Origin of the sequence: Streptomyces sp. NPDC000345 (assembly GCF_042898825.1) — a bacterium.
Classification (GTDB): domain Bacteria; phylum Actinomycetota; class Actinomycetes; order Streptomycetales; family Streptomycetaceae; genus Streptomyces.
In genome coordinates this window covers 102577-126475 of sequence record NZ_JBIAZE010000002.1, presented here as the reverse complement: position 1 = coordinate 126475, position 23899 = coordinate 102577, and the positions used below count along the sequence as shown (strand labels likewise).

Sequence of the window (23899 nt, the reverse complement as noted above, 5' to 3'; positions counted from 1 at the left end):
CATGTGTGGCATCGCAGGCACGTACCGATGGCCGGACGGGAAGGTCGTGACCGACCGGCTCACCGATGCCCTCGCCCACCGCGGTCCGGACGGGGCGGGCCGGTACGGCCACCCCGCCGGTGACGGCGAAGTGCATCTCGGGCACCGCAGGCTCGCCATCATCGACCTGTCCGAGACCGGCGCCCAGCCGATGGTCTCCGGCGGCCTCGTCCTGACGTACAACGGCGAGCTGTACAACGCGCCCGAGCTGCGGGCCGAGCTGGCGGCGGCCGGGGTGCGGTTCCGCGGTACCTCCGACACCGAGGTGCTGCTGGAGGCCTGGCGGCGCTGGGGCACGGACTGCCTGCCCCGGCTGCGCGGCATGTTCGCGTTCGGGATCTTCGACGAGCGGACCGGTGAGCTGGTGCTCGCGCGCGACCAGCTCGGCATCAAGCCGCTGTTCCTGCTCCGGCGCGGCGAGGGTCTGATGTTCGCCTCCGAGCTGAAGGCGCTCGCCGCCGTGAGCGGCGGGTCGCTGGAGGTGGACCGTGCGGCGCTGGTGGCCTCGCTGCTGTACTACTGGGTGCCGGACTCACGGTGCGCGTACCGCGAGGCGGAGAAGCTGCCGCCGGGGAGCTGGCTGCGGTGCCGGCCGGACGGCCGGACGGAGCGCGGCCGGTTCTGGAACCTGCGGGACGTCGCCGCCGAGGGCGGGGAGCGGGCCCGCAGCGGCGAGCTGCCGGATGTCGCCGCCGTCGTCGAGGAGTCGGCCCGCCGCCACCTGCTCTCCGACGTGCCCGTGGCGACCTTCCTCTCCGGCGGGCTGGACTCCAGCTATCTGACCGCGCTGGCGGCCCGCGACCGGCCCGGGATCTCCGCCTACACGATCGGGTTCCGCGCCGAGGACGCCCGGTTCGAGGCGATGCCGGACGACCTGCGCTATGCCCGGCAGGTGGCCGAGCGGTTCGGCGTCGACCTGCACGAGATCGAGATCGCTCCGAACGTGCTCGACCTGCTGCCGCAGATGACACACCATCTGGACGAGCCGATCGGCGACCCCGCCGCGATCAACACGTTCCTGATCTGTTCGGCCGCCCGGGAGGCCGGGGTCAAGGTGATGCTCTCGGGGATGGGCGCCGACGAGTTGTTCGCCGGGTACCGCAAGCACCTGGCCAACCTGCTGGCGCTGCGCTACCAGCGCGTGCCGCGGCCCCTGCGGCGCGGCCTGTCCGGGGCCGTGGACCGGCTGCCGGTCGCGACGAGCCGCCGGGGCTACCGGTCGGTGCGCTTCGCGAAGCGGTTCCTCTCCTTCGCCGAGCTGCCGGAGGAGACCGCGTTCCGGCGCAGCTACACCATGTACGACCGCGGCGAGCTGCTCGCCCTGATCGACCCGGACCTGGCCGGGACGGTCGACGACGTGCTGACCGAGCATGCCGACGTCTACCGGGACAACGACCTCGACGACTTCGTCAACCGCATGTGCCTGGGCGACGCCCGGATGTTCCTGCCGGGCCTGAACCTCGCCTACACGGACCGGTCCAGCATGGCCGCCTCGACCGAGGTGCGGGTGCCGTACGTGGACGTCGAGGTGGTCAGGGCGGCGTTCGCCGTGCCCGGCAACCGCAAGATCGCCGGACGGCAGGGCAAGGCCGTCCTCAAGGAGGCGGCGGCCTCGGTCCTGCCCCGGGAGATCGTGTACCGGCCCAAGGGCCTGTTCAGCGCCCCGCTGCGGGCCTGGATGAGCCGGGATCTGGCTCCGCTGGTGCGCGAGGTGGTCAACGACGGCGAGCTCGTCCGTTCCGGGTTCCTGCGCCGTGACGCGCTGGCGCGCATGGTCGCCGAGGACGCCGCCGGGCAGCAGGACTTCTCCAAGCATCTGTGGCATGTGCTGACCCTCGAGTACTGGTATCGCGGCGCGACCTCCGGGTCCGGCCGGAACGCTCCCTGAACGGCGTAGAGACAAGAGGACTTCGGGTGAAACAGGTCGTGCAGAACTACAAGAGCGGTGAGCTGGCGCTGCTGGACGTGCCGGTGCCGGGGTGCAAGCCGGGCGGGGTGCTGGTCCGCACCGCCTACTCGCTGATATCCACCGGGACCGAGCTGATGAAGGTGTCCGAGGCCGGCATGTCGATGCTCGGCAAGGCCCGCTCCCGGCCCGACCAGGTGGCCAAGGTCGTGCAGAGCGTGGCCACCAACGGGGTGCCCGCCACCTACCGCAAGGTGATGGGCAAGCTGGACTCCTACACGCCGCTGGGCTACTCGCTGTGCGGGGTGGTCGAGCAGGTCGGCGCCGGCGTCGACGACGTGAAGGCCGGCGACCTCGTGGCCTGCGCCGGCAACGAGCACGCGTTGCACGCCGAGCTCAACTGGGTGCCGAAGAACCTCTACGCCCCGGTGCCGGACGGCCTCGCGCCGCGGCACGCGGCCTTCGGCACCGTCGGGTCGATCGCGCTGCAGGGCGTCCGCCAGGGCCAGTCGCAGCTCGGCGAGGTGGCGCTGGTCATCGGCCTCGGGCTGATCGGGCAGCTGGTGGTGCAGCTGCTGGCCGCCTCGGGGGTCCGTGTCGTCGGGGCCGACCCCGACCCGGTGCGCTGTGAGCTCGCCGGGCGTCTGGGCGCGGCGGCCTGCGGCGATCCCGCCTCGGCGGCCGTGGAGAGCGCCGTCGCCGAACTCACCGGCGGTCATGGCGCGGACCAGGTGTACCTGGCCGCCGGCGGCGGCAGCAACCAGCCCGTCGAGCTGGCCGCCCGGCTGAGCCGGGACCGCGGCCGGGTCGTCGACATCGGCAAGTGCCGCCTGGACCTGCCGTGGAACGCGTACTACGAGAAGGAGCTCGACGTCCGCTTCTCCCGCTCCTACGGCCCCGGGCGCTACGACCCGCAGTACGAGCTGGAGGGGCGGGACTACCCGATCGGCTACGTGCGCTGGACCGAGCGCCGCAACCTGGCGTGCTTCCTCGACCTCGTCGCCCGCGGCCGCGTCGACGTGGAGCCCCTGGTCTCGCACATCGCCGACTTCGATGACGCCGTCGAGACGTATCAGAGCCTGAAGGACGGCGGCCTGAAGGCCGTGGCCGTGCTGTTCCGGTACCCCGGGCAGAAAGAGGAGGCAGGGGAGGAAGCCGAGGCGGAGGCGCCGGCGGTGGCCGTGCCCGCGGTGCGGCGCGGCGGCACGGGGCCGGTCCAGGGCCGGGCCGCCGGGACACCGGTGCGGCTGGCGTTCGTCGGCGCGGGGAACTACGCGACGTCGATGCTGCTGCCGCACCTGGCACAGCGCGACGGCGTCGAACTGTCCACGGTCGTCACCACGACGGCGCTGTCCGCGGCCAACGCGCAGCGGAAGTTCGGCTTCGCCGCGGCGACCACGGATCTCGACGCCGTGCTCGGCGACAAGTCCGTCGACGCGGTGTTCGTGGTCACCCGGCACAGCTCGCACGCCGAACTGACCCGGAAGGCGCTGCTGGCCGGCAAGGCGGTGTTCGTGGAGAAGCCGCTGGCGCTCACCGGGGACGAGCTGGCCGGGGTGCTCGCGGCGGTGGAGGAGTCCGGCAACGACCGGCTCCAGGTGGGCTTCAACCGCCGGTTCGCGCCGCTGCTGCAGGAGGCCAGGAAACAGTTCGGCCGCCGGACCGGTCCGGCGAACCTCCGCTACCTGGTCAACGCGGGCCGGCTGGACCACGGCAGCTGGTACCTCCGGCAGAGCACCGAGGGCTCGCGGTTCGCCGGCGAGGGCGGACACTTCATCGACACGGCGAGCTGGCTGCTCGACGCGGACCCGGTCTCGGTGTACGCGACCGCCACGTCCGGCAACGAGGACCTGCAGGTCGTGCTGCGCTACCCGGACGGTTCCACCGCCACCATCAGTTACGTGACCACCGGCCCGTCCGGCTTCCCCAAGGAGACGCTGGACCTGGTCGCGGACGGCCGCGCGCTGCGACTCGACGACTTCGTGCGTGCCTCGGTGTACGGCCGTAAGAAGTGGGTCAGTTCGCGGCTGCCCAAGGCGCGGGACAAGGGCCAGAACGCCGAACTGGCAGCGTTCATCAAGGCGGTTCGGACCGGCGGGCCGATGCCGGTGCCGCTGGAGTCGCTGGTCGCCACCACGGCGGCCACCCTCGCCGTGCAGGCCGGCCTGGCCGGTGGCGTGCCGGTGACGTTGGCGAGGTCCTGATGACCATGAGCGTGGGCTGGTACCCCCGGCGGCTGTCCCGGATGGGGCCGCAGGAGGTCGCGGGCCGGGTGGGCGACACGGTGCGCAGACGGCGCTGGCGGTCGGCGCCGCCCGACTGCCCGAGCGTGACCGGCGCCCGGTTCACCGCCGTACTGCCCGCAGGGACGATCGCCGCCGTACCCGCCGACGCCGCGAAACGCCTCATCGCCGAGGCGGACCGGCTGATGGACGGGCACGCCGAGTTCTTCGGGGTGGTCCGCGACGACCTGGCCGACCCGGACTGGTGGCGCGACCCGAAGACCGGGCGCCGGGCCCCCTCGGGCTACGCCTTCGACGTGCCGTACCGCAGCGAGGACGCGGTCGGGGACATCAAGCAGATCTGGGAGCCGTCCCGGCACCAGTACCTCACCCGGCTCGCGGCCGCCTACGCGATCACCGGGAACGAGCGGTACGCCGAGCGGGTGGCCGAGCACCTGCGGTCGTGGTGGTCGGCCAACCCGCCGCTGCGCGGCGTCCATTGGATCAGCGGCATCGAGCTGGGCATCCGGCTGCTGTCCTGGGTGTGGATCCGCCGGCTGCTCGACGGCTGGCCGGGCGCGGCCGGGCTGTTCGAGGGCAACCCGGTGGCGGTGAACCAGATCTGGCACCACCAGCGCTGGCTGGCCGCCTTCCCCAGCCGGGGCTCTTCGGCGAACAACCACGTCATCGCCGAGGCCTCCGGTCAGTTCGCCGCGGCCTGCGCGTTCGACTGGTTCCCCTCCTCGGCGCGCTGGCGGGCCGAGGCGCTGCGCTCGCTGGATCGTCATCTGCGCGGCAACACCTTCCTCTCCGGCCTCAACCGCGAGCTGGCCACCGAGTACCACGGACTGGTCCTGGAGCTAGGCCTGGCCGCGCTGGCCGAGGCGGACGCCGCCGGGGTGCCGGTCCCCGCGACGGTCCGGCTGGTGCTGCTGCGGATGACCGACGCGCTCGCGGCCGTCGTGGACAGCCGGCTCCGGCCGCCGCGGCAGGGGGACGCGGACGACGGGCACGGTCTGGTCGTGGACGGCGCGGGCACCGACCGCTGGGCCTCGCTGCTGGCCACCGGGGACGCCGTGTTCGGCCGGCTCGCCTGGTGGCCGGAGGTGACCGGCACCGATGTGCGCACCCCGCTGCTGGCCGCGCTCGTCCGGCCGTACGCGCACGACGCAACCGCGCCGGCCGTGTCCCGCCCGGCGGACCGGCCGGCCCATTTCGCCGACGCGGGCATGACCATCCTGCGGAGTCCGCGGGACGGGGCGGAGATCTGGTGCCGCTGCGACGCCGGTCCGCACGGCTTCCTGTCCATCGCCGCGCACGCCCACGCGGACGCGCTGTCCGTGGAGGTCCGGCACGACGGGGTCGACGTGCTCGCCGACCCGGGGACGTACTGCTACCACGGGCAGCCCGAGTGGCGACGGTACTTCCGGTCGACCCTCGGCCACAACACCCTGCGGCTGGACGGCGCCGACCAGTCCGTCTCCGGCGGCCCGTTCCTGTGGACCCGGCATGCCCGCAGCCGCGTCCTGGTCGCGGACACGTCCGGCGCCCCCGGCGGGGGGACGGCCCGCTGGTGCGCCGAGCACGACGGATACCGGCCCTCCGTGCACCGCCGCCGGGTGGAACTGACGGCCGCGAGTCGGGAGCTGAGGGTGGTCGACGAGGTGCGCGGCCCTCGCCGGGCCGTGCAGCTGGCGTTCCACCTCGGCCCGGCCATCGCCGCGGACCTGGTGGGGAACCGGGCCGTGCTCACCTGGGCCCGGGACGGAGAGGACCGCTCCGCGTCGCTCGACCTGCCCGGGCAGCTGAGCTGGCGGGCGCATCGCGGCGAGAGCGACCCGCCCCTGGGCTGGTACTCCGCCGGCTTCGGCCGCAAGGAACCCACCACCACGCTGATCGGCACCGGCTTCGCCGACGGCACGCAGGGGTTCACCACCGTACTCAGGTTCCACGGCTAGGAGGGTGTGTGGGGAGCAAGTGGCGGCACCGGGCATGGCCGGCGGCACCGCTGGCGCTGGTCCTGCTGGCGGCGACCGGCTGTGACAGCGCGCCGGGCCCGCGGCCGGGGCCGACCGCCGCGCCGTCCACGGCCGTGGCCCGGGTGTGCGCCGAGCCCGCGGCCGGGCCGGCGAAGGCACCGGCGGGCGCGGTGACGGTCGACCCGGCGGTGCCCGGCGACCTGGCCGCGAAGACCGAGAGCAGCCCCCCGCACACCACCTTCTGGCTCCGGCCGGGCACGCACACGCTCATGTCGGACCGCTACGACCAGGTGATCCCCAAGGAGGGGGACGTCTACCTCGGCGCGCCGGGCGCGGTGCTCGACGGCCGCAAGAGCAACCAGTACGCGTTCGGCGGCACCGCCCGCGACGTCACGATCCGCCATCTGACCGTGCAGCGCTTCGTCGCGCCCAGGGACGAGGGCGTGGTCAACCACGACTCGGCCGACGGGTGGGTGATCGAGCACGCGACGATCCAGGACAACTCCGGCGCCGGGCTGATGGCCGGCGCCCGCCAGCAGGTCCGCGCCAGCTGTCTGCGCGACAACGGCCAGTACGGCATGAACGCGTACAAGGCCGCCGACGGCATCAGGGGCCTGGTGGTCGAGGGCAACGAGATCGTGGGCAACAACACGGACGACTGGGAGCGGCGGCGGCCGGACTGCGGGTGCAGCGGAGGCGTCAAGTTCTGGGCCGTCGACGGCGCCGACGTACGCGGCAACTGGGTGCACGACAACCGCGGAGCCGGGTTGTGGGCGGACACCAACAACAACGACTTCCTCATCGAGGACAACCTCATCGAGGACAACGACGGGGCCGCGCTGATCTACGAGATCAGCTACAACGCGGTCGTCCGGAAGAACACGATCCGCCGGAACAACTGGGTGGAGGCCCGCGGTGACGCCGCCGACGGCGACAGCTTCCCGTTCGCGACCGTCTACCTCTCCGAGTCCGGCGGCGAACCGCGGATCCGGGCCCGCACGGACAAGATCGAGATCTACCGGAACGTGCTGGAGAACAACTGGTCCGGGATCACCCTGTGGGAGAACGCCGACCGGTTCTGCAACAGCCCGGCCAACACCTCGTCCGGTGACTGCACGTTGCTGGTGAAGAACACCGACCGCTGCGCGCAGCCGGCCATCGCCGACGCACCGCTCTACTCCGACTGCCGGTGGAAGACCCAGCGGGTGGACATCCACGACAACCGCTTCGTGCTGGACAAGTCCGTCGTCGACTGCACGGTGATGTGCGACCGGATGGCGGTGCTGTCCAACTACGGCACCTATCCGGACTGGTCGCCGTACCAGGGCGAGCGGGTGGCCGAGGCGATCACCGGCGGGCAGCACAACCGCTGGCACCACAACGTCTACGTCGGACCGTGGACCTTCGTCGTCCACGACGCGAGCCGGACGGTCGGCTTCAAGCAGTGGCGGGACACGCCGTACCGGCAGGACGCGGGCAGCACCTTCCGTGCGAAGGGCGGGTGGTTGAGATGAGGTCCGCGGACACCGACACGGACCACACGTCGAAGATCGTCGGGACGGTCTGGGGGCTGCTCGTCCTCAACACCCTCGGCTCCGCCGGGGCGAGGACCATCGTCCCGCTGCCCCGCTCCCTCATCCAGATGGTCACCATGGGCTCGCTGGTCGCCGCGTTCGCGCTGGCGCTCGTGGTCAACCCCCGGGTGCGCATCCGGGCCAGCGCCTACGTGTTCCTGCTCACCCTGCTGCTGGTGCCGAGCCTGATCTCCAGCGTGGACCAGGGGGCCGGGCTCGGCGCGCTGTTCCGCTGCGCCCGGCTGGCTCTCTTCACCGGCACGCTGTGGCTGCTCAGCCGCTGGTGGGACGGCGGCACGACATTCGTCCGGCACCACATCCGGATGTACTTCGCGGTGCTCGGGTCGGTGGCCGCCGGCCTGGTCGTCTCACCGGGCGCCGCCCTGCCCGACCTCTACGGCGGGCGGCTGGTCGGCGCGTTGTGGCCGCTCACCCCGCCGCAGATCGGACAGTACGCCGCGGTGATCATCGGGCTCACCGTGCTGCTCCTCCTGGGCCGCCGGACCGACCGGAGAAGCGCGGCGGTGGTCATCGTGCCCTCCCTGGTCCTGCTCGCGCTGACCCATACCCGGACGGCCACGCTCGGTCTGATCATCGCGCTGGTGCTGGCGATCACCTCCCTCGTCCTGACCAGCGCCGCCGCCCGCAGGGTCTTCGCCTGGGCGGTGCTGTGCGCCGCGGTGGCCGCGGTGGGCTTCAGCTCCGCGCTCCAGGCGTGGTTCCTGCGCGGGCAGAGCCAGGAGAACTTCGCGAGCCTCACCGGCCGGGCCAAGGTCTGGCACGCCCTGCTGGCGGCACCCCGGACGACCTCGGAGCATCTGTTCGGCACGGGCCTGGGCGACAAGTCGTTCGGCGGGCTGCCGATCGACAACAGCTGGCTGGCCGTCTACAACGAGCAGGGCATGACCGGCATCGCCCTGGTGGCGGCGATCATCATCGTGCTGGGCGGCGTCGCGTTGCTGCGCCCGCCGTCGCTGTCGAGGGCCTGCGCGATCTTCCTGATCAGCTACTGCGCGATCGCGTCGTACACCGAGGCCGGACTGGGCGACGCCTCGCCGTATCTGCTGCACCTGGCCGTGGCCGCCTCGCTGCTGGCGGCACCCGCGGCGGCCGCTCCCCCCTCGACGCCCGAAGTCCCTCGACGGCCCGTCCCGCGATGGGCCCGGAGATCGGAGGTGGCCTGAGCATGGACGGTGTTCACGTCCTGGTGGTGCACAACCGCTACGCCTCGGCGCAGCCGAGCGGGGAGAACAAGGTCGTCGACCAGGAGGTGGAGCTGCTGCGCGGGGCCGGCCACCGGGTCGGGGTGTTCGAGCGGCGCAGCGACGACATCGCCGCCCGGTCCCTGCTGGGCAAGGCGACGGTCCCGCTGCTGGTGCCCTGGAACCCGGGGGTCCGCGCGGAGCTCGCCGCCCGGCTCCGCGCCGAGCGGCCGGACGTGGTGCACGTCCACAACGTCTTCCCGCTCCTGTCGCCGGCGGTGCTGGCCGCCTGCGCCGACGCCGGCGTGCCCGTCGTCGCCACGCTGCACAACTACACCCAGGTCTGTCCGCCCGGCACACTGCAGCGGGACGGCCGGCCGTGCACCGAGTGCGTCGGGTCGACGCCGCTGCCCGCCGTCCGGCACGGCTGCTACCGGAACTCCCGGCTGGCGACGGTGCCGCTCGCGGTCAGCCTGTCGGTCAACCGGCGGCGGTGGTGGTCCGGCGTGGAGCGGTTCTTCTGCATCTCCGCGGCGCAGCGCGAGGTCCTGGTGCGGTCCGGCATGCCGGCCGAGCGGCTGGCGGTCAAGCACAACTTCGTACCCGAGCCGGGCGAACGCCGAGCGGGGGCCGGAGAGCATCTGCTCTATCTCGGCCGGCTGGCGGAGGCCAAGGGGGTGCGGCTGCTCATGGCCGCGTGGGACGAGATCGCCGCCGTCGGCGGGGTGGGCGTGCCGCTCGTGATCGCCGGCACGGGGCCGCTGGAGCGGGAGGTGACCGCCTGGGCGGCGGGCCGCGACGACGTCCGGTACGTCGGCCTGCTGGACCCGGCGGAGTGCCGGAAGGCCATCGCGCGGTCGGTCGCCGTGGTGGCTCCCTCGACGTGGCTGGAGGCGTTCGGCCTAGTGGTCGTGGAGGCGATGGCGGCCGGGGTCCCGACCGTCGCCGCCGGTCACGGCGCCTTCGTCGAACTCGTCGAGGACGGGGTGACCGGGCTGCTGCACCGGCCGGGCGAGCCCGCCTCGCTCGCGGCCTGCATACGCCGGATCGCGGGCGAGCCGGCCCGCAACCGGGAGATGGGCCAGGAGGCCCGGCGCCGTTACGAGCGGGGTTTCAGCCCGGCCGTCGGCCTGGAGCGCCTGGTGGAGGGGTACCGCACCGCGATCGCGGGTCGGTCAGCACTGGCTCGCGGCGGGGACACCCGCGCGAGCGGGGGGGATGGGGACAGCAGATGACACGATGCCGACTCTGCGGCTCGGAAGCGATGGCGAGCGTCGTCGATCTCGGGGCGACGCCGCCATGCGAGAGCTTTCTCGCCGCGGACCAACTGGACCGGCCGGAACCGGCGTACCCGCTGCACCTGCGGGTCTGCACCGACTGCTGGCTGGCGCAGATCCCGCCGCTGATCACACCGGAGGAGACGTTCAAGGAGTACGCGTACTTCTCCTCCTACTCGACCTCCTGGGTGGAGCACGCGCGCACGTTCGTCGACGGCGCCGTACGGCGCCTCGGTCTCGGCGCCGACGCCTTCGTGGTCGAGGTCGCGAGCAACGACGGGTATCTGCTGAGGCACGTGGTGGACCGCGGGATCCGCTGCCTCGGCATCGAGCCGTCGGTGAACGTCGGCGCCGCGGCACGGGAGGCGGGGGTGCCCACGCTCACGGAGTTCCTGTCCCCGGACACCGGCTCGGCCGTCCGCGCCGAGCACGGCCCGGCGGACCTGGTCGTGGCCAACAACGTGTACGCGCACATCCCCGACGTGGTCGGGTTCACCCAGGGGCTGCGCGCCCTGGTCGCCGACGACGGCTGGGTCTCCATCGAGGTGCAGCACCTGCTGACCCTGATCGAGGAGAACCAGTACGACACGATCTACCACGAGCACTTCCAGTACTACACGGTCGCGTCGGCGATCCGGGCGCTGGCCAGCGGCGGCCTCGCGCTCGTGGACGTCGAACTGCTGCCCACGCACGGCGGCTCCATCCGGCTGTGGGCCCGGCCGGCCGAGGTGGCCGGCGAGCCCAGCGCGCGGGTGGCCGAGGTGCTGGACCGGGAGAAGGCCGCCGGGCTGCGGGAGCTGTCCGGGTACACCGAGTTCTCCGCCCGGGTGGCCAAGGTGCGCCGGGACCTCCTCAAGTTCCTGATCGAGGCGGCCGAGCGCGGCGAGACGGTCGTCGGCTACGGCGCCCCGGGCAAGGGCAACACCCTGCTCAACCACTGCGGCATCCGGCCCGACCTGCTCCCGTACACGGTCGACCGCAACCCCTACAAGCACGGCAGGTTCACCCCCGGCACCCGCATCCCGGTCCTGCCGCCCGAGCGGATAGCCGCCGACCGACCGGACTACGTCCTCGTCCTCCCGTGGAACCTGCGGGCCGAGCTGGTCGAGCAGCTGTCCTTCGTGCACGAGTGGGGCGGCCGGCTGGTCTTTCCCATACCGGAACTGAGCATCGTCGAGGTCACGTCATGAAGGTCGTACTGTTCTGCGGCGGTTACGGGATGCGGATGCGGAGCGGTGCCGCAGACGACGTGCCCAAGCCGATGGCGATGGTCGGCCCGCGGCCGCTGATCTGGCACGTCATGCGCTACTACGCGCACTTCGGGCACACGGAGTTCATCCTGTGCCTCGGGTACGGGGCCCACCACATCAAGGACTTCTTCCTCAACTACGAGGAGACGACGTCCAACGACTTCGTCCTGCGGGGCGGGCGGACCGAGCTGCTGTCCACCGACATCTCGGACTGGACGATCACGTTCGCGCAGACCGGCATCGAGTCACCGATCGGGGAGCGGCTGCGCCGGGTGCGGCACCACCTGGACGGCGACGAGATGTTCCTCGCCAACTACGCCGACGTCCTCACCGACGCCCCGCTGCCGGAGATGATCGAACGGTTCGCCCGGCGCGACGCGGGTGCGTCGATGATGGTGGTGCCGCCGCAGTCGTCGTTCCACTGCGTGGAGTTGGGCGAGGACGGCCTGGTGGGCGGCATCACCGCGGTGAGCGAACTGCCGTTGTGGGAGAACGGTGGCTACTTCGTGCTCCGCCAGGAGGTCTTCGACCACATCCCGGAGAACGGGGACCTGGTCGCCGACGGATGCGCCCGTCTGGCCAAGCAGGGGCGGCTGGTGGCGCACCAGCACCGCGGCTTCTGGAAACCGACCGACACCGTGAAGGAGCGGGCCGCGCTCGACGACGCCTACGCCCGGGGCGACCGCCCGTGGGCCGTGTGGGAACGGGACGGCGCGGGGTCGAACGCCGGGGTGAGCGCATGATCCAGCTCAGCGCCAAAAGCCTGGACCGGCTGGTCGCGGTGGGCGCGCACTGCGACGACATCGCCATCGGCGCCGGCGGCACGCTGCTGACGCTGTGCCGCGCGCGGCCGGGTGTGCGCGTCGACGCGCTGGTGCTCTCCGGCGGGGGCGGCGAGCGCGAGCAGGAGGAGCGGGCCGCGCTCGCCGCCTTCTGCCCGGACGCCGACCTGCGGCTGACCGTCCACAAGCTGCCGGACGGACGGCTGCCCGCGCACTGGGACGAGGCCAAGGCCGCCGTCGAGGAGCTGCGCGCGCAGACCGAGCCCGCTCTGGTGCTGGCCCCGCGTACCGATGACGCGCACCAGGACCACCGCGGTCTGGCGAAGCTGGTGACCACCGCGTTCCGCGACCACCTCGTGCTCGGCTACGAGATCGTCAAGTGGGACGGCGATCTCGGCCGCCTCGCCGCGTACCAGCCGCTGTCGCCGGAGATCGCCGAACAGAAGGTGCGGCTGCTGCAGGAGCACTACCCCTCGCAGCGGCACCGGCCCTGGTACGACCGGGAGGCCTTCCTGGGCCTCGCGAGGATCCGCGGCATCGAATGCCACGCGCGCTACGCCGAGGCGTTCGCCGTCACCAAACTCACTCTCAACCTGGGGGGTTGAACCTTGCGCGTACTACTGACCGGACACCAGGGCTATCTGGGCACCGTGATGGCCCCGGTCCTCGCGGCCGCCGGGCACGAGGTCGTCGGCCTGGACGCCGGCCTGTTCGCCGACTGCGTCCTCGGCCCGGTGCCCGCGGACCCCCCGGGGCACCGGGTGGACCTGCGCGACGTCACGCCCGACCACGTGGCCGGCGTCGACGCCGTGATCCACCTGGCGGCGCTGTCCAACGACCCGCTGGGATCGCTGGCGCCGGAGCTCACCTACGACATCAACCACCACGCGTCCGTGCGGCTGGCCCGGCTGGCCCGCGACGCCGGAGTGCGGCGCTTCCTGTACGCGTCGACCTGCTCGGTCTACGGTGCCGCCGGCGGCGACGAGCTGGTGGCCGAGGACGCCCCGCTGCGGCCGGTGACGCCGTACGCGGAGTCCAAGGTGCGGGTGGAGGACGACCTGCACGCGCTGGCCGACGGCGACTTCAGCCCGGTGTACATGCGCAACGCCACCGCCTTCGGCCACTCCCCCCGGCTGCGCGCCGACATCGTGCTGAACAACCTCGTGGGCCACGCGCTGCTGTCCGGCGAGGTCCTCGTCCTCTCCGACGGCACCCCCTGGCGCCCGCTGGTGCACGCCGCCGACATCGCACGGGCCTTCACGGCCGCGCTGACCGCGCCGCGCGAAGCGGTGCACGACCGGGCGTTCAACATCGGCAGCGAGACCAACAACGTCACGGTCGCCGAGATCGCCGGGCAGGTCGCCGAGGCGGTGTCCGGCGCGAAGGTGGTGATCACCGGGGAGAACGGTGCCGATCCGCGGTCGTACCGGGTGGACTTCTCCCGGTTCCGCGCCGCGATTCCCGGCTTCGACTGCGAGTGGACGGTGAAGCAGGGCGCGCTCGAACTCGCCGACGCCTACCGCGAACACGGGCTGACCCGGGAGGACTTCGAGCGACGCTTCACCCGGCTGGCCGTGCTGCGCGCGGCGACCGACGCGGGCGCCGTCGACGACACCCTGCGGTGGCGCCGATGACCACGGCCGGCGAGGAGATGTACGCGCTGGTGGAGCGGTTGTACCCGCTGTGCCGGAGCATCACCGGCGACGGGGTGCGCGCCACCCTGGACATCGTCGGCGAGTACGTCCCGCTGCGGGTGCACGAGGTGCCGACCGGGACCCAGGTGCTCGACTGGACGGTGCCGCAGGAGTGGAACATCCGGGACGCGTACATCGCCGACGCCGCCGGCCGGCGGGTCGTCGACTTCGCCGCGTCCAGCCTGCACGTGCTCGGCTACAGCGTGCCCGTGTCGGCGACCATGCCGCTGGCCGAGCTGCGCGGACATCTGCACACCCTGCCGGACCACCCCAGCTGGGTTCCGTACCGCACGAGTTACTACAAGCCGGAGTGGGGGTTCTGCCTGGCCCAGGAGACCCTGGACGCGCTCCCGGACGGCGAGTACGAGGTGCGCATCGACTCCACGCTCGCCGACGGCCACCTCACCTACGCCGAGCACGTGGTCCCCGGGCAGGTCACCGACGAGGTGATCGTCTCCTGCCACGTCTGCCACCCCTCGCTGGCCAACGACAACCTGGCCGGCATCGCGGTGGCGGTGTTCCTGGCCCGGGCGCTGGCGGAGCGGACGCCGTACTACACCTACCGGTTCCTGTTCGCGCCCGGCACCATCGGCGCGATCACCTGGCTGGCCCGCAACGCGGAGCGGGTCGACCGGGTCAAGCACGGGCTGGTGCTGGCCTGCGCCGGCGACCCGGGCCGGCTGACGTACAAGCGGAGCAGGCGCGGCGACGCGGAGATCGACCGGGTGATGCGGCACGTGCTGGCCGCCTCCGAACGCCCGCACCACATCACCGAGTTCACCCCGTACGGCTACGACGAGCGGCAGTTCTGCTCACCCGGGTTCGATCTCGGGGTGGGCTCGCTCAGCCGGACCCCGTACGCCGGCTACCCCGAGTACCACACCTCGGCGGACGACCTGGACTTCGTCTCCCCGGAGGCGATGGCGGACACGCTCGCCGTCTGCCGCGAGGCGTTCGCCGTCCTCGACCGCAACCGGCGGTACGTCAACCTCAGCCCCTACGGCGAGCCACAGCTGGGCCGGCGCGGGCTGTACGACTCGCTCGGGGGCCGCAGCGACGCGAAGCAGGCCCAGATGGCCATGCTCTGGGTGCTCAGCCTCTCCGACGGCGAGCACAGTCTGCTGGACGTCGCCGAGCGGGCGGGGCTGCCGTTCGACACCGTCGCGGCGGCGGCCGGTGCCCTGCACGGCGCCGAGCTGATCAAGGCCTGACGCGCATGACCACCGAGGGGGAGAGGACGACGGCAGCGGCGGCCCCGGGCGGGCAGGCCCGGCGGAGCGGCAAGCGGGCCATGGCCGGCCGGCTGTCCTGGGGTCTGGCCGACCAGGCGGCCTCCAGCATCAGCAACTTCGCGGTGGGGATCTACGTGGCGCGCTCGCTGGGGGTGACCGCCTTCGGCGTGTTCAGCCTGGCCTGGGTGACCTACGGCGTGGTGCTCAACGTCTCCCGCGGGCTGGCCAGCGACCCGCTCGTGGTGCGCTTCAGCGGCGTGCCGGAGGCGTCCTGGCGCGGGGCGGTGGCCCGGGCGTCGGGTACCGCGCTCGGCGTGGGGACGGTCATCGGCGCGGCGTGCCTGGTGATCGGCCTCGCTCTCGGCGGCCGGCTGGGGCCCGCGTTCGCCTGCCTCGGCGTCCTGCTGCCGGGGCTGCTGCTGCAGGACGCCTGGCGGTTCTCGTTCTTCGCCGCCGGTGCCGGGCGCAAGGCGTTCGTCAACGACCTCGTGTGGTGCGTCGCGCTCGTCCCGGCCATGGTGGTGGCGGCCCGCGTGGGCAGCGTGGCCGCCTTCGTGCTCGCCTGGGGCGCGTCCGCCGCGGTGGCCGCGGCGTACGGCTGCCTCCAGTCCGGCATCCGGCCCCGGGTGACCGAGGCCCGCGGGTGGCTGCGCGAGCAGCGCGACCTCGGCTACCGGTACCTGGTCGAGAACGTCAGCCTCAGCGGCGCGAGCCAGCTGCGGGCGTACGGGCTCGGCGCGATCGCCGGGGTCGGCGCGGTGGGCGCGGTGCGGGGCGCCGAGCTCCTGATGGGCCCGTTCCTCGCCGTACTGATGGGACTGTCCCTGGTCACCGTCCCGGAGGCGGCACGGGTGCTGCGGCAGGCCCCGCAGCGGCTCGGGACGTTCTGCCTCCTCCTCGGCGGCGGGCAGGCCGCCGCCGCCCTGCTCTGGGGCGGGGCGCTGCTGCTGCTGCCCGACCGGCTCGGGAAGTTCACGCTCGGCGGGGTCTGGCACTCCGCCGCCGAGCTCATCGTGCCGATCACCCTCGGTGTCGCGGGCGCGGGCCTCGGCACCGGCGCGGCGGCCGGGCTGCGCGCGCTCGGCGCGGCCCGGCGCAGCCTGCGCTGCCAGCTGTTCGCCTCCGCCTGCTACGTCGGCGGCGGGCTCGGCGGGGCGGCCGCCGCCGGCACGGTCGGCTCGGCCTGGGGCGTCGCCGCCGCGACCGTCAGCGGCTCGGCCGTGTGGTGGCTGCAACTGCGGTCCGCCCTGCGCGAGCACCGCCGCCATCCCATCCCCGAAGTGAGGACCTCATGACCGACCGCCCCAGGCTGAGCATCGGCCTGCCCGTGTACAACGGCGAGGAGTACCTGGCCGAATCGCTCGACGCCCTGCTCGGCCAGACCTACGAGGACTTCGAGCTGGTCGTCTCCGACAACGCCTCGACCGACGGGACCCAGGACATCTGCCGCCGGTACGCCGCGAAGGACGCGCGCATCCGGTACATCCGGCTGCCCCGGAACATCGGCGCGACACCGAACCACAACCATGTGCTCGCCGAGTCCCGCGGCGAGCTGTTCAAGTGGGCCTCGCACGACGACCTGTACGGGAGGGACCTGCTGAAGCGCTGTGTGGAGGCACTGGACGAGCGGCCGGAGATGATCCTCGCGCACACCGGCCAGGCGGTCGTCGACGGCGACGGCAAGGTGAAGGTCCCCTACGAGTACACGCTCGCCACCGACTCGCCGCACGCGCCGGAGCGCTTCCGCAGTCTGCTGTTCGAGCCGGGCGGCGACGACTTCTACGGGGTGATGCGGGCCGATGTGCTGCGCCGGGTGAAGCCGATGGACAGCTACCACCACGCGGACCGCACCTACGTCGCCGAGATCACCCTGCACGGGCCCTTCCACCAGGTGCCGGAGCTGCTGTACTTCCGCCGCGACCACCCCACCCGCGCCGAGCGGGCGAACCCGTCCAAGCGTTCCCGGTGCGTCAACCTGGACCCGCGCCGGGCCGGCCCGCTGCACCCGACGCCCCGGCTGCTCGCCGAGTACGTCTGGGGCTTCGTCTCGGCGATCCGGCGGGCGCCGTTGTCCGCGGCCGACCGGCGCGCGTGCTACCGCCACCTGGCCGCGTGGATGACCAGCCGGGTCCGGCCGGGCGCCGGCGAGCGGGTCGAGGACCGCGCCCCGGTGGACCCGGACCGGCTCACCGTCTCCGTCGACGCCCTGGTCGCCGGCCGTGAGGGTCGTACCGGGGGGCAGGCATGACGTCCGCGCACGGGAACCCGGTGCGCGTCGGGGTGTTCGGTCTGCTCGGCTCCGGCAACCTCGGCAACGACGGGTCGCTGGAGGCCGTGCTCGGGTACCTCCGCGCCGAGCACCCGGAGGCGGTCGTGGACGCGCTGTGCGGCGGACCCGAGGCCGTCGCGGCCCGGTACGGGATCCCCGCGACGCGGCTGCACTGGTACCGCGGGGAGTACCGGACCGCCTCGCGTGCGGGCGCGATCGCGGCCAAGGGTCTGGGCAAACTGGTCGACGTCTTCCGCACCGCCGCCTGGGTGCGCCGGCACGACGTGGTGATCGTGCCGGGCATGGGCGTCCTGGAGGCCACGCTGCCGCTGCGGCCGTGGGGCTTCCCGTACTCGCTGTTCCTGCTCTGCGCGAGTGGCCGGCTGCTGCGCACCCGGGTCGCGCTGGTCAGCGTCGGCGCCGCGGTGATCGGCAACCGGCCGACCCGGGCCCTGGTGCGCTGGTCGGCTCGGCTGGCCGCCTACCGGTCCTACCGGGACGCGCAGTCCCGGGACGCGATGCGGGCGATGGGCGTGGACACCGCGCGCGACGAGGTCTACCCGGACCTCGCGTTCGCCCTTCCGACGCCGCCGGCGGGCGCGCCCTCGGGGCCGCCGGGCCTGGTCTGCGTCGGTGTCATGGCCTTCCACGGCGGCGACGACGACCGGGCCCGGGCCGAGGAGATCCACCGGCGCTATCTCGACGGGACGATCCGCTTCGTCCGGGCGCTGGCCGAGGACGGCAGGCCGATCCGGCTGCTCACCGGCGACGGCGTCGACGCGCCGGTGGTCGCCGCGATCCTCGACGCGGTGGACTCACCGCTGGTCACCGCGGCCGAGGCGGCCTCACTGGCCGACCTGATGAAGGAGATGGCGGCTGCCGACACCGTGGTGGCGATCCGCTACCACAACCTGATCTGCGCGCTGAAGACCGGGACGCCGGTGCTCGCACTCAGCTACGCGGCGAAGAGCGACGCGCTCATGGACCGGATGGGGCTCGCCGCGTACTGCCACCCGGCGCGCGAGGTCGACGCCGACCGGCTGCTGGAGCAGTTCCGGGCGCTGGAGAGGCGTTCGGCGGAACTGCGGCAGACGCTCGTCGAGCGGAACCGGGACGCCGCGCGGCAACTCGATCTGCAGTTCGCCGCCTTGACCGCGGCCCTGTTCCCGGCGGCCGACCACACCCACGCCCACGGACACGCCCGCCAGGAGACGCCATGAAAGCGACCGAAGTCCCCGAGATCGCCGGCGCGTACCTGTTCGAGCCGACGCCGTACACCGACGAACGCGGCTTCTTCTGCCGCACCTTCGACGCCGACGTGGTCCGCTCGGTGGGCCTCGACCCGGACGCCTTCGTCCAGGACAGCCTGTCCCGTTCGGTCCGGGGCGTGCTGCGCGGCCTGCACCTGCGCTCCGGCGCCGGCGAGGCCAAGCTGGTGCGCTGCTCGTACGGGAGGATCTTCGACGTCGTCGTGGATCTGCGGCCGGGCTCGCCGACCTACCGGGGCCGGGCCTTCTTCGAGCTGTCCGGCGAGACGCAGGTGACCCTGTACATCCCGGCGGGGTGCGCGCACGGCTTCCAGGCGCTGACCGGGACCGCCGACACCTCGTACCGGATCGACCGCCCGCACGATCCGTCCGAGGACGTGACGATCGCCTTCGACGACCCGGAGCTCGCCATTCCCTGGCCGCTCCCGGTCACCTCGATGTCCCCGCGGGACCGGGAGGCGCCGAGCCTCGCCGAGGTCCTGAAGCACCAAGAACGTCAGGAACGTCAGGAAAGCTGAGGTCGACGTGGACACCGAAGACACCGCAGAGCTCCCTCTGCCCCGCTCGCGGGCGGCGAACGAGCGGCTGCACGCCATGATCCCCGGGGGTGCGCACACCTACGCCAAGGGGGACGACCAGTACCCCGAGCACCTGGCCCCGGTCATCAGCCACGGCCGCGGCGCCCATGTGTGGGACGTCGACGGCAACCGCTACGTCGAGTACGGCTCCGGCCTGCGGTCGGTCAGTCTCGGGCACGCCCACCCCCGCGTGACCGAGGCGGTGCGGCGGGAGCTCGAGCGCGGCAGCAACTTCGTCCGGCCGTCCGTCGTGGAGGTCGACGCCGCGGAACGCTTCCTGGCCACGGTACCGACCGCCGAGATGGTGAAGTTCGCGAAGAACGGCTCCGACGCCACCACCGCGGCGGTGCGCCTCGCCCGCGCCGCCACCGGCCGCCCGCGGGTGGCCCTCTGCGCCGACCACCCGTTCTTCTCCGTGGACGACTGGTTCATCGGCACCACGCCGATGTCCGCCGGCGTTCCGGCGGCGACCGACGAGCTCACCGTGACGTTCCCCTACGGGGACCTGGCCGCCACGGAGGAGCTGCTCACCCGGTACGAGAACGAGGTCGCGTGTCTGATCCTCGAACCCGCCACCCAGACCGAGCCGCCGCCCGGGTACCTGGCCGGCCTGCGCGAGCTGGCCGACCGGCACGGCTGCGTGCTGGTCTTCGATGAGATGATCACCGGCTTCCGCTGGTCCGAGGCGGGCGCCCAGGGCCTGTACGGCGTGGTCCCCGACCTCTCCACGTTCGGCAAGGCGCTGGGCAACGGATGCGCCGTCTCCGCGCTGGCCGGGCGCCGTGAGCTGATGGAGCGGGGCGGGCTGCGTCACCCTGGTGACCGGGTGTTCCTGCTGTCCACCACGCACGGTGCGGAGACGCACTCCCTGGCGGCCGCGATGGCCGTGCTCACCACCTACGTCGAGGAGGGTGTCACCGCACGGCTGCACGCCCTCGGCGAGCGGTTGGCCGCCGGGGTCCGCGACGCCGCGGCGAGCATGGGCGTCGGCGACCACCTCGTCGTCCGGGGCCGGGCCAGCAACCTGGTCTTCGCCACCCTCGACGAGCGGGGGCAGCCCTCGCAGCGGTACCGCACCCTGTTCCTGCGCCGGCTCCTCACGGGCGGGGTGCTGGCCCCGTCGTTCGTGGTGAGCAGCGCGCTCGACGACGCCGACATCGATCACACGGTCGACGTGGTGGCCGAGGCCTGTGCGGTGTACCGGAAGGCACTGGACGCCGCCGACCCCACCCCCTGGATGGGCGGGCGGCCGGTGAAGCCCGTGTTCCGGCGCCTGGCGTGACGTGACGTCAGGGACGCTCCCGCAGGACGGCGTCGGCCGGCCGGGCGGCCGGCCGGTCAGCCGTCCGGTCGACCAGCCACGCGGTGGGAGGTGTCACCGCCAGCGCGGTGCACCAGCCGCCGAGGACGTCGGTCGGGTAGTGCGCGCCCAGGGCGACCTGCGCCCAGCCCATGGCGGCGCCGGCGACCAGCGCCGCGGCGAGCACGAGTGACGCGCCGGCCGTCCTGCCGAGGCCGAGCCGGTCCGTCGCGAGCAGCGCCACCACGAGGGCGAGCGCGGTGAGGAAGGCGGTGTGCCCGCTCGGGTAGGACAGGTTCCCGTCGCCGTGGATGGTGCGTCCCGCCAGGTGCTTGAGCAGCGTCGCCGTCCCCACGGTCGTGCCCGCGCCGGCCACGACGAGCACCGCCGCACGAGGACGCCGAAGCAGCAGACAGCCCGTCACGGTGGCGATGACCAGCGTCGCCGCTCCCCCGGGCTCCCCCAGGAAGTCCGTGGCCAGAGCGATGTCCCGCCACGGCGGCCCCACGCCGTCCGCCGCCGCCCCGATCCGCGCGTCCACCCTGCCGGGCTCGCTGTCGCCGGCGTACAGGACCCCGAGCACGACGACCACCAGCGCGGCGAGGGCCGACGTCAGCCCGGCCCACCCGCGCAGCGACGGGGGCAGCACCGCGGGCGCCGCTCCTCCTCTGATCGGCACGCGTGAGCCCGACGCCCTCAAGAGACCGTGCCCTTCGCCGGTGTCACGCGGCGTGCCTGCGGTCCGGGGAGGATCCGGGACGTCTCGACGGTGCTGGAGAGTGCATGGGGAGAACCTAACGCGGCACGGTCCTCGACGTGGGTGAAAGGCTCGTCTGCGCAGGTCGGAGGCGCCTGGAAGGGCGGCGCCGTCCCCTGCGCACGGCGGGTCGGGTCCCCGGGGACGGGAAGTCGTGGAAGCGACCGCCCCGCCGTCAGCCGCCGGCGGCGGCCAGGGCGGTGGACCGGACGTGGGAGCAGGTCCCGTGCACGGGCGCCCTGCGGATGCGCATCCGGCGCAGCAGATCGCGGGTGAAGCGGGTCTCGAGGGTGGTGCGCCAGGTGACGCCGGGGTACCGGGAACGCAGGTGCGACAGCGCCCTCGTGCCCAGCCCGCAGTCGCGGAACGGTTCGTCCAGGACGACCTCGGTGATCACGCCCTCGGCGCACTCGTCGCACGCCCGGTAGGTGACCCGTCCGACCACTTTGCGGATGTGCACCAGCAGCAGACATTCCTCGCCCGCGCCCTGCGGGGAGGAGGACGGCAGCAGCTCGACGTCGCGGTAGGCCAGGAGCCTGCGATGCCAGCGTCCTCCTCGTCGTCCGGTGCGCCGATGCCTTCCCTCGGCCCGGCGGGGTGAGGCGGCCGACCGGAGTCCGGGCCGTCCGTGCGCGTCGCTCATGGCATGCGTCTGGTTTCCCTGCATGCCGTCGCGGGTGCCCTGTACGGCGGACCCCATGTCCCTGCGCCGGCACGCGTCACCCGCGCGTGCTCCGCGCTCAGCCGGCCAGGGCCTCTTCGACGGTCGCGCGGCAGGGGACGAGGGTGTCGACGCCCACGAGCTCCAGGACGTGCCGGACGGAGTCCCGCACGCCGGCCAGGCGCAGCCAGCCCCCGGCGTCCTCGGCCGCCCGGTGGGCGGCGATGAGCACGTTGATGCCGCTGGAGTCCATGAACTCGACCCCGCGGAAGTCGGCCACGGTCCGCGGCGCCGCCTTCCCCGCCGGCGGGAGCAGCGCCGCTCTCAGGCTGTCACGGGTGTCGTGGTCGATCTCGCCACGCAGCACGACGACCCGGACGTCGTCGACAGCCTCGTGGCCGATCGTCAGACCGGGCCGTGCTGGTTCAGGGGTGTCTGTCACGACGTCCTCGGCTGTGCTCGCTGACTGGGGATCTCCGATCCTGGCACACCGGGCCCGGTCGTCCCGCCCCGGTACCGGCCCGAGCGTGTGGGGCCACCGGATGACCGGCCGGGTCGTACGCTGGGCGTGACAGTGGTTCGGACTTCTCGCCGTCGCCGGCCGAGCACCCCTCCGCGGCCGCCCGGAGGGTCGGGCTGGGGCAGGCGGACGCGGGCCGTCCCCGGCCGACAGGTGACCGGCATGGCTACGCTCGAGGACTGCGCCCGCATGTTCGGCGCTCTGTTGCGGGCCAGCCACCTGTGCGCGTTCGAGGAACTGCCGGCCCTGGTGGCGCGGCACGCGGGCGAGGCCGGGTTGCACCGGGCGCGCTTCTACGTGGCGGACCTCCAGGAGCTGGTGCTGCGGGAGGCGACCGGGCGGGGGCCGGACGCCGGAGCGGGCGGCCAGGAGCTGCGGGTCGACGCGACGCTGGCGGGCCGGGTCTTCAGCAGCGCGCAGCCCCACTCCGTGCCCGCCGACGGCCGCGTGCAGCACTGGCTGCCCGTCCTGGACGGCACCGAACGCCTGGGCACCCTGCGGGTCGAGACCGACCGCGAACCGGATGCGCAGACGCGGGCCGCGATGGAGGGGCTGGCGTCGCTGGTGGGCCTGCTGCTGGTCTCCAAGCGCCATCACAGCGACTCCTACGCCCGTCTCACCCGGGTGCGCCCGATGTCGGTGTCCGCGGAGATGCAGTGGACGCTGATGCCGCCGCGTACGTTCGCCGACCGGAGGGTGACCCTCGCCGCGGCGATGGAGCCGGCCTACGCCACCGCGGGCGACGCCTTCGACTACGCCCTGGTCGGCGACACGGCCCACCTGGCGGTGTTCGACGCCATGGGCCACGACACCTCGGCAGGCCTGACCGCCAACCTCGCCCTGGCCACCTGCCGCAACCAGCGCCGCCGGGGCAAAGGCCTCGCCCAGGTCCGCGACGCCATCGAGACCACCCTGCTGGAACAGTTCGCCCGGTCCCGCTACACGACCGCGGTCCTGGCCGACCTCGACCTGGAATCGGGCCTGCTGACCTGGATCAACTGCGGCCACCCGCTCCCCGTCCTGATCCGCGGCAGACGCTGGACCACCCACCTCGGCTGCGTCCCCACCCATCCGATGGGCACCGACCTGGGCCTCCCCGTGACCCTGTGCCGGGAACAGATGGAGCCCGGCGACCAGCTCCTGCTGTACACCGACGGCATCACCGAAGCCCGTGACGCCGACGGACACGAGTTCGGCCGCGACCACTTCGTCGACTTCGTCATCCGTCACCAGGCCGACGGCCTGGCCGCTCCCGAAACGCTGCGCGGGCTGATCCGCGCCGTCCTGGAGCACCACGACGGGCACCTCAACGACGACGCCACCGTCCTGCTGTGCGCATGGCACGGCGGCTCCGGGACGGCCTCGGCGCCGCAGCACCCCCGGTGACGA

The 23899-nt window shown here is 73.2% G+C and carries 20 protein-coding genes; 17 read left to right on the top strand and 3 right to left on the bottom strand.

The genetic code is table 11. The features are described from left to right. Window position 1 precedes the first annotated feature (1 nt). The 16 genes from asnB to ACFY30_RS05120 are packed head-to-tail and all read left to right on the top strand — an operon-like array spanning window position 2 to window position 20554. Entirely contained in the window at window positions 2–1927 is a 1926-nt protein-coding gene (gene asnB / locus ACFY30_RS05195) for an asparagine synthase (glutamine-hydrolyzing) (RefSeq protein ID WP_390843790.1), read from the top strand. Between the two features lie 26 nt (window positions 1928–1953). Then, window positions 1954–4149, top strand: coding sequence for a bi-domain-containing oxidoreductase (locus ACFY30_RS05190; protein ID WP_390843789.1), 2196 nt, complete (start codon window positions 1954–1956; stop codon window positions 4147–4149). After that, window positions 4149–6125, top strand: a complete 1977-nt coding sequence (locus ACFY30_RS05185) for an alginate lyase family protein (RefSeq protein ID WP_390843788.1) — start codon at window positions 4149–4151, stop codon at window positions 6123–6125. Before ACFY30_RS05190 ends, ACFY30_RS05185 begins: the two co-directional genes overlap by 1 nt. Window positions 6126–6133: 8 nt before the next feature. Continuing rightward, on the top strand, window positions 6134–7660 hold the full coding sequence (locus tag ACFY30_RS05180; protein WP_390843787.1) for a right-handed parallel beta-helix repeat-containing protein: 1527 nt from the start codon (window positions 6134–6136) through the stop codon (window positions 7658–7660). Beyond that, on the top strand, window positions 7657–8904 hold the full coding sequence (locus tag ACFY30_RS05175; RefSeq protein WP_390843786.1) for an O-antigen ligase domain-containing protein: 1248 nt from the start codon (window positions 7657–7659) through the stop codon (window positions 8902–8904). The genes ACFY30_RS05180 and ACFY30_RS05175 overlap by 4 nt, the downstream gene beginning before the upstream one ends. A gap of 2 nt (window positions 8905–8906) precedes the next feature. Beyond that, on the top strand, window positions 8907–10157 hold the full coding sequence (locus ACFY30_RS05170) for a glycosyltransferase (protein ID WP_390843785.1): 1251 nt from the start codon (window positions 8907–8909) through the stop codon (window positions 10155–10157). Continuing rightward, window positions 10154–11389, top strand: a complete 1236-nt coding sequence (locus tag ACFY30_RS05165; RefSeq protein WP_390843784.1) for a methyltransferase domain-containing protein — start codon at window positions 10154–10156, stop codon at window positions 11387–11389. The genes ACFY30_RS05170 and ACFY30_RS05165 overlap by 4 nt, the downstream gene beginning before the upstream one ends. Then, the gene (locus ACFY30_RS05160) at window positions 11386–12192 is read left to right on the top strand and encodes a glucose-1-phosphate cytidylyltransferase (RefSeq protein ID WP_390843783.1); all 807 of its coding nucleotides are present in this window, start codon (window positions 11386–11388) and stop codon (window positions 12190–12192) included. The genes ACFY30_RS05165 and ACFY30_RS05160 overlap by 4 nt, the downstream gene beginning before the upstream one ends. Further along, on the top strand, window positions 12189–12836 hold the full coding sequence (locus ACFY30_RS05155) for a PIG-L deacetylase family protein (protein WP_390843782.1): 648 nt from the start codon (window positions 12189–12191) through the stop codon (window positions 12834–12836). The genes ACFY30_RS05160 and ACFY30_RS05155 overlap by 4 nt, the downstream gene beginning before the upstream one ends. A 3-nt stretch (window positions 12837–12839) precedes the next feature. After that, a complete protein-coding gene (locus tag ACFY30_RS05150) occupies window positions 12840–13865 on the top strand; it encodes an NAD-dependent epimerase/dehydratase family protein (RefSeq protein WP_390843781.1) in 1026 nt (341 codons plus the stop codon). Further along, complete coding sequence (locus ACFY30_RS05145) at window positions 13853–15136, top strand: DUF4910 domain-containing protein (RefSeq protein WP_390843780.1); 1284 nt, start codon at window positions 13853–13855, stop codon at window positions 15134–15136. Before ACFY30_RS05150 ends, ACFY30_RS05145 begins: the two co-directional genes overlap by 13 nt. A gap of 5 nt (window positions 15137–15141) precedes the next feature. Beyond that, window positions 15142–16452, top strand: a complete 1311-nt coding sequence (locus ACFY30_RS05140; protein WP_390843779.1) for a hypothetical protein — start codon at window positions 15142–15144, stop codon at window positions 16450–16452. Next, entirely contained in the window at window positions 16449–17405 is a 957-nt protein-coding gene (locus ACFY30_RS05135; protein WP_390843778.1) for a glycosyltransferase family 2 protein, read from the top strand. Before ACFY30_RS05140 ends, ACFY30_RS05135 begins: the two co-directional genes overlap by 4 nt. After that, window positions 17402–18646: a polysaccharide pyruvyl transferase family protein gene (locus ACFY30_RS05130; RefSeq protein ID WP_390843777.1), complete on the top strand. Its 1245-nt coding sequence runs from the start codon at window positions 17402–17404 to the stop codon at window positions 18644–18646. The genes ACFY30_RS05135 and ACFY30_RS05130 overlap by 4 nt, the downstream gene beginning before the upstream one ends. Beyond that, window positions 18643–19212 carry a dTDP-4-dehydrorhamnose 3,5-epimerase family protein gene (locus ACFY30_RS05125; RefSeq protein WP_390843776.1) on the top strand — a complete coding sequence of 190 codons (570 nt, stop codon included), beginning with the start codon at window positions 18643–18645 and terminating at the stop codon, window positions 19210–19212. The genes ACFY30_RS05130 and ACFY30_RS05125 overlap by 4 nt, the downstream gene beginning before the upstream one ends. A 7-nt stretch (window positions 19213–19219) precedes the next feature. Next, window positions 19220–20554, top strand: coding sequence for a glutamate-1-semialdehyde 2,1-aminomutase (locus ACFY30_RS05120; RefSeq protein WP_390843775.1), 1335 nt, complete (start codon window positions 19220–19222; stop codon window positions 20552–20554). Window positions 20555–20561: 7 nt separating this feature from the next. Here the strand turns inward: ACFY30_RS05120 and ACFY30_RS05115 are convergent, their stop codons facing one another. The 3 genes from ACFY30_RS05115 to ACFY30_RS05105 all read right to left on the bottom strand — a co-directional run bounded on the left by ACFY30_RS05115 (window position 20562) and on the right by ACFY30_RS05105 (window position 22432). Next, window positions 20562–21245, bottom strand: coding sequence for a phosphatase PAP2 family protein (locus ACFY30_RS05115; RefSeq protein ID WP_390844189.1), 684 nt, complete (start codon window positions 21243–21245; stop codon window positions 20562–20564). A gap of 259 nt (window positions 21246–21504) precedes the next feature. Further along, entirely contained in the window at window positions 21505–21972 is a 468-nt protein-coding gene (locus tag ACFY30_RS05110; protein ID WP_390843774.1) for a hypothetical protein, read from the bottom strand. Window positions 21973–22069: 97 nt separating this feature from the next. Further along, window positions 22070–22432, bottom strand: coding sequence for an STAS domain-containing protein (locus ACFY30_RS05105; protein WP_390843773.1), 363 nt, complete (start codon window positions 22430–22432; stop codon window positions 22070–22072). A 240-nt stretch (window positions 22433–22672) separates the two neighbouring features. Here ACFY30_RS05105 and ACFY30_RS05100 point away from each other — a divergent pair, with 240 nt between their 5' ends. Continuing rightward, on the top strand, window positions 22673–23896 hold the full coding sequence (locus tag ACFY30_RS05100; RefSeq protein ID WP_390843772.1) for a PP2C family protein-serine/threonine phosphatase: 1224 nt from the start codon (window positions 22673–22675) through the stop codon (window positions 23894–23896). Window positions 23897–23899 lie beyond the last annotated feature (3 nt).

Excerpts from the sequence above, each read along its gene's own strand:
- asnB (WP_390843790.1), top strand. The coding sequence starts at position 2 with ATGTGTGGCATCGCAGGCACGTACCGATGGCCGGACGGGAAGGTCGTG.
- ACFY30_RS05185 (WP_390843788.1), top strand. The coding sequence starts at position 4,149 with ATGACCATGAGCGTGGGCTGGTACCCCCGGCGGCTGTCCCGGATGGGG.
- ACFY30_RS05175 (WP_390843786.1), top strand. The coding sequence starts at position 7,657 with ATGAGGTCCGCGGACACCGACACGGACCACACGTCGAAGATCGTCGGG.
- ACFY30_RS05170 (WP_390843785.1), top strand. The coding sequence starts at position 8,907 with ATGGACGGTGTTCACGTCCTGGTGGTGCACAACCGCTACGCCTCGGCG.
- ACFY30_RS05165 (WP_390843784.1), top strand. The coding sequence starts at position 10,154 with ATGACACGATGCCGACTCTGCGGCTCGGAAGCGATGGCGAGCGTCGTC.
- ACFY30_RS05160 (WP_390843783.1), top strand. The coding sequence starts at position 11,386 with ATGAAGGTCGTACTGTTCTGCGGCGGTTACGGGATGCGGATGCGGAGC.
- ACFY30_RS05155 (WP_390843782.1), top strand. The coding sequence starts at position 12,189 with ATGATCCAGCTCAGCGCCAAAAGCCTGGACCGGCTGGTCGCGGTGGGC.
- ACFY30_RS05140 (WP_390843779.1), top strand. The coding sequence starts at position 15,142 with ATGACCACCGAGGGGGAGAGGACGACGGCAGCGGCGGCCCCGGGCGGG.
- ACFY30_RS05135 (WP_390843778.1), top strand. The coding sequence starts at position 16,449 with ATGACCGACCGCCCCAGGCTGAGCATCGGCCTGCCCGTGTACAACGGC.
- ACFY30_RS05130 (WP_390843777.1), top strand. The coding sequence starts at position 17,402 with ATGACGTCCGCGCACGGGAACCCGGTGCGCGTCGGGGTGTTCGGTCTG.
- ACFY30_RS05125 (WP_390843776.1), top strand. The coding sequence starts at position 18,643 with ATGAAAGCGACCGAAGTCCCCGAGATCGCCGGCGCGTACCTGTTCGAG.
- ACFY30_RS05110 (WP_390843774.1), bottom strand. The coding sequence starts at position 21,972 with ATGAGCGACGCGCACGGACGGCCCGGACTCCGGTCGGCCGCCTCACCC.
- ACFY30_RS05100 (WP_390843772.1), top strand. The coding sequence starts at position 22,673 with ATGGCTACGCTCGAGGACTGCGCCCGCATGTTCGGCGCTCTGTTGCGG.